At 72.9% G+C, this 10,609-nt stretch carries 5 protein-coding genes and 3 pseudogenes; 3 read left to right on the forward strand and 5 right to left on the reverse strand.

Annotated elements, in window-relative coordinates:
* Nucleotides 1–186 precede the first annotated feature (186 nt).
* Nucleotides 187–1,149, reverse strand: a complete 963-nt coding sequence (locus OJ254_RS01775; protein ID WP_265360962.1) for a 2-hydroxyacid dehydrogenase — start codon at nucleotides 1,147–1,149, stop codon at nucleotides 187–189.
* 88 nt (nucleotides 1,150–1,237) lie between these two features.
* Here OJ254_RS01775 and OJ254_RS01780 point away from each other — a divergent pair.
* The 3 genes and pseudogenes from OJ254_RS01780 to OJ254_RS01790 all read left to right on the forward strand — a co-directional run bounded on the left by OJ254_RS01780 (nucleotide 1,238) and on the right by OJ254_RS01790 (nucleotide 3,843).
* Nucleotides 1,238–2,268 (forward strand): annotated as a pseudogene (locus OJ254_RS01780) (aldo/keto reductase).
* 104 nt (nucleotides 2,269–2,372) lie between these two features.
* A pseudogene (locus OJ254_RS01785) lies at nucleotides 2,373–3,556 on the forward strand (PQQ-dependent sugar dehydrogenase).
* 86 nt (nucleotides 3,557–3,642) lie between these two features.
* Nucleotides 3,643–3,843 carry a DUF6191 domain-containing protein gene (locus tag OJ254_RS01790; protein ID WP_265360963.1) on the forward strand — a complete coding sequence of 67 codons (201 nt, stop codon included), beginning with the start codon at nucleotides 3,643–3,645 and terminating at the stop codon, nucleotides 3,841–3,843.
* On the opposite strand, the pseudogene OJ254_RS01795 reads toward OJ254_RS01790, so the two are convergent.
* From OJ254_RS01795 to OJ254_RS01810, 4 genes and pseudogenes are all read right to left on the reverse strand, one after another.
* Nucleotides 3,840–6,944: pseudogene (locus OJ254_RS01795) on the reverse strand (helix-turn-helix transcriptional regulator). The gene OJ254_RS01790 and the pseudogene OJ254_RS01795 sit on opposite strands and share 4 nt — an antisense overlap.
* Before the next feature lie 169 nt (nucleotides 6,945–7,113).
* Nucleotides 7,114–7,266, reverse strand: a complete 153-nt coding sequence (locus OJ254_RS01800) for a hypothetical protein (RefSeq protein WP_265360964.1) — start codon at nucleotides 7,264–7,266, stop codon at nucleotides 7,114–7,116.
* A gap of 276 nt (nucleotides 7,267–7,542) precedes the next feature.
* Nucleotides 7,543–8,187, reverse strand: coding sequence for a hypothetical protein (locus tag OJ254_RS01805; protein ID WP_265360965.1), 645 nt, complete (start codon nucleotides 8,185–8,187; stop codon nucleotides 7,543–7,545).
* An 81-nt stretch (nucleotides 8,188–8,268) separates the two neighbouring features.
* On the reverse strand, nucleotides 8,269–10,545 hold the full coding sequence (locus OJ254_RS01810) for an MMPL family transporter (protein WP_265360966.1): 2,277 nt from the start codon (nucleotides 10,543–10,545) through the stop codon (nucleotides 8,269–8,271).
* Nucleotides 10,546–10,609: the final 64 nt, after the last annotated feature.

Below are 10,609 nucleotides of genomic sequence, written 5' to 3' on the forward strand. Positions count from 1 at the left end.
TCGCCCGTCGCCCCCCTCGCGTTCCGGATGTCGCATCGCGCCGCGGCTGTCCCGGCGCCGTCCCCGCTCGGACGATACACCAGTTCCGTCACTCAGCGACATAGGGTATCTACGGAGCGTGACGGAGCACGGGGTGGTGAATACCCACCGCAGTCGTACGGCCCCGTAGCGCCATCCGCGCCCCGGTCAGCCGGCGGTCGCGACGACGTTCCGCAGGGGTTCGCCGGCCGCGAAAAGCGTCAACTGGTCCCGCAGCAGCCGCTTCGCACGAGGCAGGAAGGCAGAGCTGGGGCCACCGACGTGTGGAGTGATGAGCACGCCCGGAGCGTGCCACAGCGGATGCCCGGCGGGCAGGGGTTCGGGCTCGGTGACGTCGAGCGCCGCGCGCAGCCGCCCGGATTCGAGCTCGGCGAGCAGTGCCTCGGTGTCGACGATGGCGCCGCGCGCGATGTTCACGAGGAGTGCGCCCTCCTTCATCCGCGCCAGGAAATCGCGTCCGACCAGGCCACGGGTCTCGTCGGTGAGCGGAGTGGCGAGGACGACGACGTCCGCGTCGGGCAGGAGGGCGGACAGGTCGGAGAGTGGGTGCACGGGGCCGCGCACAGTGTCACGCGCGGTGCGTGCGACGCGCACCACCCGCGCACATTCGAAAGGCGTGAGCCGGTCCTCGATGGCACTGCCGATCGAACCATAGCCCACAATGAGGACCGACTTGTCGGCGAGGGCAGGCCGGAAGCCCGGCCGCCACTCCCCCGCGTCCTGGGACCGGACGAAGCCGGGGACGTCGCGCAGCGCGGCCAGAATCAGGGTGAGCGCGAGTTCGGCGGTGCTGGCGTCGTGCAGTCCGCGGGCGTTGCACAGCTGGGCCCCGGCCGGCATCTGCGGCAGCCCGGGCAGCATGTGCTCGATCCCTGCGGTGAGGGTCTGCACCACCCGCAACCGCTTCATGCCGGCCAGCGGCCGCAGGCTGACCTCCGTGCCCTTCATGTAGGGGACGGCGTAGAAGACGCACCGGGCCGGATCGGCCGGGTACTCGGGGCCGGCGTCCCAGTGGACGTAGTGGAGGCCGCCGGGCAGGCCCTCGATCTCGTCGGGTGGGATCGGTAGCCAGACGTCGTTCGGTTCGCTGCGCTGGTCTGCGGTTGCCATGGCCCGAGGCTATGCGAAGGGATGTTCTGCTCAGACGTTAGTTTGGTCCGTGCCCTTGATCGGGGCGAGGGGACGGAGGCACAACCAGGTGGAGCGCAGGACAATCGGTGCGGCGGCTCTGGAAGTGGGCGCCGTGGGTCTCGGCTGTATGCCGATGAGCTGGGGGTACACCGAGTCGCAGCGCAACGGGGAGGGGTCCTTGCGGGCCGTGCACACCGCGCTGGACCGTGGCTGCAGCCTGCTGGACACCGCCGACATGTACGGGCCGTTCACCAACGAGCTGTTGGTGGGGCGGGCTTTGAAGGAGCGACGCCGGGACGCGTTCGTCTCGACCAAGGTCGGGCTGCTGGTGGGCGAGCAGCACATCGTCGCCAACGGGCGGCCCGGATACGTCAAACGCGCCTGTGACGCCTCGCTGCGCCGGCTGCAGACGGACCGGATCGACCTCTACCAGCTGCACCGGGCCGACCCCGAGGTGCCCGTCGAGGAGACCTGGGGGGCGATGGCGGAACTGGTCGCGGCCGGGAAGGTGCGGTCGCTGGGGCTGTGCGCGGTGGGCGCCCGGGCGGTGCGGCAGCCCCGCACGGCCCGTACGGAGCGGCGGCCGGCCGGGGCCCGGCCGCGGTCCCGGACGCACGACGGCACGCTGGCCCAACTGGAGCGCATCCAGCAGGTGTTCCCGGTCAGCAGCGTGCAGGCCGAGCTGTCGGTGTGGTCGCGCCAGGCGCTGGAGGCGCTGCTGCCGTGGTGCGAATCGCGCGGGGTGGGCTTCCTGGCGGCGATGCCGCTGGGCAACGGCTATCTGACCGGCACGCTCACCCGGGGCAGGGCTTCGAGCGGGAGGACCTGCGGGCCCGCCATCCGCGCTTCACGGCGGAGATGATGGCGGCGAACCAGCCGCTGGTGGCCGGGCTGCGGCGGGTCGGCGCCCGGTACGGCGCGACGCCGGGGCAGGTGGCGCTGGCGTGGGTGCTGGCCCAGGGCCGGCATGTCGTCCCTGTGCCCGGTACGAAGAAGGAGCGCTGGGCCGCGCAGAACGCCAAGGCGGCCGACCTGGTGCTCAGCCGCGAGGACCTGGCGGAGATCGCCGCGCTGCCGCCGGCCCGGCAGTCCTGGTAGGCCGCCGGCAGGCCCGGTCCGCCGGGCGTGCGGGCCGGTTCGCCGCGTCCGGCGGCCCGATGTGGTGTTCTTGTGCTCGCCCGGACGACGAGAGGACCCCTGCCGTGCAACGCCGTTCCCAGACCGCCGTGTTGGCCGCCGCTTCGCTGCTCCTGGCAGCGGGCTGCTCGAACGGTGGCGCGCAGCCCCCGGCGGGGGTGGCTCCGCCACGGCGAAGAGTCCCGGCGCCTCGGCCGGTGCCACCTCGCCGGGCGCCACCCCGTCGCCCGCCGCGCCGCCCGCCAAGGGCTCGGTGAAGGTGACGAAAACGCTGGCCACCGGGCTGAAATCCCCGTGGGGCGTGGCGGTGCTGCCGGGCGGGGACCTGCTCGTCGGCTCGCGGGACACCGGCAAGATCGTCCGGATCGCCGCGGACAGCGGGAAGAGCACCGAGCTGGGCTCGGTGCCGGGCGTGGCCCCGGGCGGCGAGGGCGGGCTGCTCGGCCTCGCGGTGTCCTCGGACTTCGGCACCGACCGCCAGGTGTACGCGTACTTCACCACCGCGTCCGACAACCGCATCGCCCGCATGATCTACGACGACAAGCGCCCGCCGGGCGACCAGTTGGGCGCGCCCGACACCATCCTGCGGGGCATCCCCAAGGGCGAGATCCACAACGGCGGGCGGATCGCGTTCGGCCCGGACAAGATGCTCTACGCCGGCACCGGCGAGACCGGCGACACCGGGCTGGCGCAGGACAAGAGCTCGCTGGGCGGCAAGATCCTGCGGATGACGCCGGACGGCGAGCCGGCGCACGGCAACCCCTCGGCCGATTCGGTGGTGTACGACTACGGCCACCGCAATGTGCAGGGGCTGGCCTGGGATTCCGACCACCGGTTGTGGGCCTCGGAGTTCGGGCAGCACACCTGGGACGAGCTCAATCTGATCGAGCCGGGGAAGAACTACGGCTGGCCGGAGATCGAGGGCAAGGCCAAGTCCGGTCAGGGCGGCCCGGATTACGTCGATCCGGTCGAGGTGTGGAAGACCGACGATGCCTCGCCCAGCGGCATCGCGTACGCCAAGGGCTCCCTCTGGATGGCGTCGCTGCGCGGTGAGCGGCTGTGGCGCATCCCGCTGAACGGGACGAAGCCGGTGGCCGCCCCGCAGGCGTTCCTCAAGGGCACCTACGGGCGGCTGCGGACGGTCGTGGCGGCCGGTGACGGCACGTTGTGGCTGGTCACCAGCAACACCGACGGCCGCGGCACGCCCCGTAAGGGAGATGACCGGATTCTCCGCCTCAAGGTGAGCTGATCCTTCTGGTCCCCTTTTCGTGCATCCTGCCTAGACTCGGGTGGCAGGGGACGGGTGCGCGTCACGCCGAAGAGGGGGCAGGCACCGTGTTCAACATCGTGGAAGAACTGTTCGCGCCGGGCCGCAAGCACACCGACGAGGAGCGGCAGCGGATGTCGCTCGTGCTCGACGACGTGGGCGACGGCGATCACCCCTGGGAGGGGCCGATAGACCTCTCCTCGGGGACGGTGGTCGTCCGGGCGCCGCGGCAGGAGGGCCGGGACGACACCACTCCCGACGGTACCTAGCGCGCCGCCGGTTCGCCGAACAGCCGGAGGCGGTGGGCCACCGCGCCGGCCTCGCCGCGGCCGGAGACGCCCAGTTTGGCGAGGATGTTGGAGACGTGGACGCTGGCCGTCTTGGGCGAGATGAACAGGGCGTCGGCTATCTGGCGGTTGCTGCGGCCGTCGGCGACCAGGCGCAGGACGTCGCGCTCGCGCGGGGTCAGACCGAGGGAGGCGGCGGGGTTTCGGCGTCCTGGGTCTGCCCGGTGGTGCCGCCGTCCCCGCCGGCGCCGGAGGCCGCCGCGTCCGCGGTGGCCGGTATCAGTCCGGGCAGCGGGATGCGGGCGCGCTGGGCGAGCAGGGCGAGTTCCGCGGCGAGCGGGCGGGCGCCCATGGCCGTGGCGGCGGTGTGCGCCTGGCCGAGCAGCAGGACGGCGGCCTCGCGCGGGGTGCGGCCGTCCAGCCCGGCGGTGGCCCGCTCCGTGCCGTGCAGCAGTGACTCCGCCCAGCGGTAGCAGGCCCGGGCGAGCTCGTACGGGCGCTCCAGCGGCTTGAAGGCGGCGACCGCCGCCGCCCAGTGGTCCGGGGTCTCGCGGCCCTCGGCACGGCGGAGCTCGGCCTCGACGGCGACCGCGTACGCCTCCCATATCGGGCAGGCCCGGGCCAGCTTCTTGGCGGCGTCGCGGATGCGGGCGAGGACGGCGGCCCGGCCGGGCCCGGCGGCCGGCAGTCCGCGGGCGTCCGACTCGGCGGCGGTGGCCCACCACAGCAGCGGCCAGGCGTAGCGCTGGATACCGGGCGGCAGTCCGGCGTCCAGGGTTTCCCCGAGGACGGCCCGGGCGTCCAGGATGCGGCCCTGGTGGGCGGCGATCCGCAGGGCGTGCTGGGCGAGCGGGATGGCGTGCTGCGGCTGGGGGTCGTGGGTGCCGTAGTGCTCGCGGCGACGGCCAGTTCGCGCTCGGCGGCGTCGAAGTCGCCCGTACCGAGGGCGAGGTCCGTGCGGCGGTTGGCGGCCAGGGCGATCGAGCGGGCGCTCTGGGCGAGCCGGCGGGAGTCGTCCGCGGCCTGGAGCGCCTCCTCCCAGCGGCCCAGCGACTGGAGCGATTCGGCGCGGTTGGCCATCACCCAGCAGGTCTTGTCCTTGAGGCCGTAGCGGGTGGTGAGTTCGATGCCCTGCTCGGTGACCTCGACGGCCTCCCGGGAGCGGCCGACGCCCTCCAGGAAGGAGGGGAGGTTGACGTGGCCGCGGCCGATGGCGGTGAAGTAGCCGCGCTCGACGGCGCGGTCGAGGGCGGCCCGGAGGTCGGCGAGGCCCTCGTCGACCTCGCCGGAGTCGGTGCGCAGCCCGGCCAGGGTCAGCCGGGAATTCAGCTCGGCCTCTTCGTCACCGACCAACTGGGCGAGTTCCACGGCGCGTTCGGCGGTGGCGAAGGTGCCCGGGCCCGGTTCGTGCAGCACCGCCCAGCTGGCGACGGCGGCCGTCACCTCGGCGTGCACGGACGACGGCGGCAGGCCGCGCATCAGCTCCTGGGCCCTGCCGAGGTCCTCCCAGCCGTTGCCGCGGCCGGTGCCCTGGCAGAGCCGGGAACGCTGCACCAGGAACCATGCCGTGCGGAGGGGGTCGTTCTCCTCGCGGAGGGAGCGCAGGGCGCGCTTGGTGATCGTGAAGGCGCGTTCGCCGTCGCCGGACAACCGGGCGGCCACCGCGATCTCGGCGAGCAGATCCAGGAAGCGCAGGGAATCGTCGTCGCAACCACAGGCCGGGTACGCCTCGGCGTAGTCGACCGGGCGCACTCCCTGGCGGACCTCGGGCGGGGCGTCGTCCCACAGCTCCAGGGCCCGGTCCAGCAGCCGCAGTTGCTCGGCGTACGCATGGCGGCGGCGGGCCTGCACGGAGGCGGCGAGGACGGCGGGCAGCGCCTTGGCCGCGTCATGGGCCTTGTACCAGTAGCTGGCCAGCCGGGTCGCGCAGGCATCGGCACGGACCAGGGAGGGGTTGGCCTCCAGCGCCTGGGCGTAGCGGCGGTTGAGGCGGGTGCGCTCGCCGGGCAGCAGGTCGTCGACGACGGCCTCGCGGACCAGGGCGTGCCGGAAGCGGTAGCCCGTGCCGTCGCCGGTGGGGACGAGGGTGTTGCTGCCGACGGCGGCCCGCAGCGCCTCGATGAGGTCGTCCTCGGGCATCTGGCAGACGGCGGAGAGGAGTTCGTGTTCGACCGTGGAGCCGCCCTCGGCGGCCGTACGGACCACCCGCTGGGTGTCCTCGGGCAGCGCCTCGACGCGCACCAGCAGCAGATCGCGCAGCGGGTCGCTGAGGCCGTGCAGACAGCCGTCGGCGAGGCTGCGGGCCAGCTCCTCGACGAAGAAGGCATTGCCCTCGGAGCGCCGGAAGACCCGGTCGAGGGTGCCCTCCTCCGGTGCGCTGCCGTTGATGCCGGCGAGCTGGGAGCGGACCTCCTCGCGGTTGAAGCGGTCCAGCTCGACCCGCCGGACCGTGCGCATCCGGTCGATCTCGGCGAGGAACGGGCGCAGCGGGTGGCGGCGGTGGATGTCGTCGGAGCGGTATGTCGCCACCAGCAGGACGCCGGCGTCGTGCAGGGCCCGCAGGAGGTAGGCGAGGAGTTCGCGGGTGGAGCGGTCGGCCCAGTGGAGGTCCTCGATGACGATGACGAGCGTGCGCTCCGCGGCGAGGCGCTCCAGGAGGCGGGCGGTCAGCTCGAAGAGCCGGGCCCGGCCGATCTCGTCACCATGCGCCTCGCCAGGTGTTTCCCCCAATTCGGGCAGAATGCGGGAGAGTTCCCCCTCCTGACCGGCGACGGCGGCGGCGAGCTCGTCACGCAGATGCCAGTTGAGCGTGCGCAGGATCGCCGAGAAGGGCGCGAAGGGCAGACCCTCCGAGCCGATCTCGATACAGCCGCCGAGCGCGACCAGCGCACCCCGGGCCCGCGCGGCCTCGCCGAACTCCTCGAGCAGCCGGGTCTTCCCGACCCCGGCCTCGCCCCGATCAGCAGGGCCTGCGGCTCGCCGGACGCCGCGACGCGGGCGAGCGCGTCATCGAGCGCGGCGAGCTCGGTGGCTCGCCCGACGAACACGGGACTGACGGACCTGGTCTCCACGCGCTTGAGCATCGCACAGGGTCTGACATTCCGGCAGGGGGCTTGATGCCGGGGCTGCATCACGGGGTTTCGTCCACGGGGCTTCCTCCACGGGGCTTTACGGGGCTTCCTCGTGCGGGACCGGCCGGGCCCGGTCAGGCGGTGGCACGGCGTACCCGCCACCGCCGGTCCCGTCCGGCACTCACCCGCCCTTCGGGTTCGTCGCTGCCGGAGCGGGCGGCGGCCGGCGCGCGGCACGCCGGCCGTCGATCGCCTCGCGGGCCAGACGCTGCCGGACGGCCTCGCGGCGCAGTTCGTCCTGCCGGACCCGGAGCTCCAGTTCGAAGTGGTACATCTCGTTCTCCCTTGTGGCGTGGGCTGGTTGACGCCCACCGGTGCGGGCTCGTCGACGCCCGGTGGTGCGGGCTCGTCGACGTGCTGTGACGTGCTCAAGCCTCGCGTCCCAGGGGGGTCCGCCACATGGGGAGAGTGCCCGATCTTCGGGTGCGGGGTGCTTAGGAAATACGGGTGGCGCCCGGGAAAGGCCGTACGGGCGGCGCGCGCGGCACCGCCCGTACGTATCCCGGACGCGGATGAGTCGCTGCTGGGTCCCCGGTAAGGCCCCGCTGCCTTAGGCGCCGGGCCGGGTGCCCTTAGGGATGGTGGGCATGCTCCCGAACAGGTCGAGGTACATGCCCGCGGAGATCAGCAGCCCGAGCACGCCGAGGGCCAGCCCGCCCCAGGCGACGGCCCGCACCCAGGTGGCACGCGGCCGGGTGAGGACGACAGCGGCGACCAGCGCCGCCAATACGGCGAAGACCCCGTTGACGAGGGCCGTGGTGTGCCAGGGCGTCCCGTACATGGCGGAGATCTGGTCGGTGGCCTTACCGGCCTGGAGGTTGATCTGCCCCATCAGCGTCTGCCGCTCGGCCATCAGCGTGCCGAGCCAGGTCCCGGTGACGGAGGCGAGCCCGAGCCCGGCGGCGACGACGGCACCGGCACCGGCGGCCACGCCGGCGGTGGTGCGCCGTGCGGTGGCGTCCAGGTCCTCGTCCAGGTCCAGGTCAACGCCGTCGGTGTCCTCGGTTTCCCCGGCGTCGCGCTCGGCGGCGTCCGTGGTCTCCGGGCTCGCGGCAGGTGCCTTCGCTCCCTCCGTCGCGGCCGCCTGGGCCGGCACCGTCTCGTCGTCGGTTCGCTTCTCGGCCGAGTCGATCGAGTCGGTCGCTGCGGTCGATGCGGTCGTGTCGGTCTTGTCGGTCGTCCTGGTCGTACCCATGGGCGCGACCGTAGGGGCCGCGTCTGAGAGTGAGATGAGAACGGCGGAGGACGGGCTCGGCCGGGGCTCCAGGAGCGCTTTCTAGGCCCCCACCAGCGGCCGGTCGCCGTCCCGCGGCCCGGGCGGCCCCGCCGCGTCGGACGGCTCCGGTGCCCCGCCCACCTTCTCCGGCGGCGGTTCGATGCCGATCCGGGGCAGCCACCGCTCCAGCCAGGAGGGCAGCCACCAGTTGGCGCCGCCCAGCATGTGCATCAGCGCCGGGACCAGCAGCGTACGCAGCACGAACGCGTCCAGGGCGACCGCGGAGGCCAGCCCGATGCCGAACATCGCGATGGTCCGGTCGCCGCTCAGGATGAAGGCCGCGAAGACCGCGATCATGATGACCGCCGCCGAGTTGATCACCCGGCTGGTCTCGGCCAGGCCGACCCGCACCGCCCGGCGGTTGTCCCTGGTCAGCTGCCACTCCTCGTACATCCGGGACACCAGGAACACCTGGTAGTCCATGGACAGCCCGAAGAGCACCGACACCATGATCACCGGCAGGAACGGTTCGATCGGCCCGGCGCTGCCCAGCCCCAGCTGCTCGCTCCCCCAGCCCCACTGGAAGATCGCGACCACGACCCCGAACGAGGCGGCGACGGCCGCGACGTTCATCAGCGCCGCCTTGAGCGGCACCGCGAGCGACCGGAAGGCCAGCAGCAACAGGACCGACCCGAGCCCGATGACCACGCCGACGAACAGCGGCAGCTTGCCGACGATGACCGACGCGAAGTCGTCGTAACTCGCGGTGACCCCGCCGACCGCCACCCGCATGCTGGTGCCGCGCTCGGCCGCCGGCAGGACGTCGGCGCGCAGCCTGGCGACCAGATCAGAAGTCTGCCGGGATTGCGGCGAACTGTCCGGGATGACGGTCAGCACCCCGGTGCTACGGCTCCCGTCGAATTCCGGCCCACTGACCTCGGCCACCCCGGGGGTGGTCCGCAATTGGCGCGGCAGCTTGTCGAAGGCGATCCGGTCCTTGGCGCCGTCCAACGTGCCGACCAGCGTCAACGGCCCGTTCGCCCCGGGCCCGAACCCGCCGCCCCGCCCGTCACCGGGCCCGCCCCGCGCCATCAGGTCGTACGCCTTACGGGTCGTCGAGGTGGCCGGACCGTTGCCCTGGTCGGAGGTCCCGAGGTGGAGCCCGAACGTGGGCAGCGCGAGGGTGAGCATCACGGCGGCTGCGAGGACGCCCAGCAGCTTGGGGCGCCGCTCGACGAAGCCGGACCAACGAGCGGCGACGCCGGCGGACGGTTTGGGCCGTGGCCCGTCCTCGGCGAGCCTCCGCCGCTCCCTTCGGCCCAGCGCCCGCATCCCGATCAGGCCGAGCAGCGCCGGCAACAGGGTCACGGACGCGGCGACGGTCAGCACGACGGTGAGCGAAGCCGCCAGCGCCACCCCGTTGAGGAAGCTGAGGCGCAGGATGAACATGCCCAGCAACGCGATGCACACGGTCGCCCCGGCGAAGACCACCGCCCGCCCGGACACCGCCACGGCCCGCTCGGCCGCTGCCTCGACCGGCAGTCCCGCCCTGAGCCCCTTCCGATGTCTGGTCACGATGAACAACGCGTAATCGATCCCCACCCCGAGCCCGATCAGGCTCCCGAGCATCGGCGCGAAGTCGGCCACGGTCATGGCATGACTGAGCAGCGCGATCCCGGCCGAGGCGGTGCCGACCGCCGCGACCGCGGTGACGATCGGCAGGAAGGTCGCGGCCAGCGACCCGAACGCGAGGAACAGCACCACGGCCGCCGCCCCCAGTCCGATGACCTCCGGCAACTGCGCGCGCGGCGCCTCGGTCACCGCGATCCCGGCCCCACCCAACTCGACCTGCAGCCCCTCGCCACCAGCGGACCGCGCGACCTCGACGACCTTCCGCACCTGCCCGGCGTCCAGCTCATCGGTCGACCGCGCGAACTGGAGCGAGGCATAGGCGGTCCGCCCGTCCTGACTGATCTGCCGCGCCCCCTGGGATTGCGCTCCCCTGTCGTGCTTCCCATACGGACTGCGCACCTCGGCAACCCCGGGCAGCCCGTCGACCCTCTCCAGGGTCTGCCGCATGGTCTTCTCCACCGCACCGGCCCGCACCGTCCCGTGATCGGTGTGCCACACGATGGTGTCGCTGTCCCCTGTCTCCCCCGGGAACGCCTTCTCCATCAGCGCAGTCGCCCGCCCTGACTCAGTCCCCGGCACCTCATAGTCAGTGGAGTACGCGGTCCCGCTCACCCCCGCGGCCACACCCACGCCCACAAAGACGGCAAGCCAAAGAACGATCACCACGATGCGGCGCCTGAGACACCACCGAGCCAGAGCGGTCACGAAGTCGATCGCTTCCCGGGTTGTGCGTCGAAATCTCCCGGGTACGGGCGGTGCCGAGCGCTAT

The sequence above is a fragment of the Streptomyces endophytica genome, from assembly GCF_026153355.1.
Taxonomy (GTDB): Bacteria; Actinomycetota; Actinomycetes; order Streptomycetales; family Streptomycetaceae; genus Streptomyces; species Streptomyces endophytica.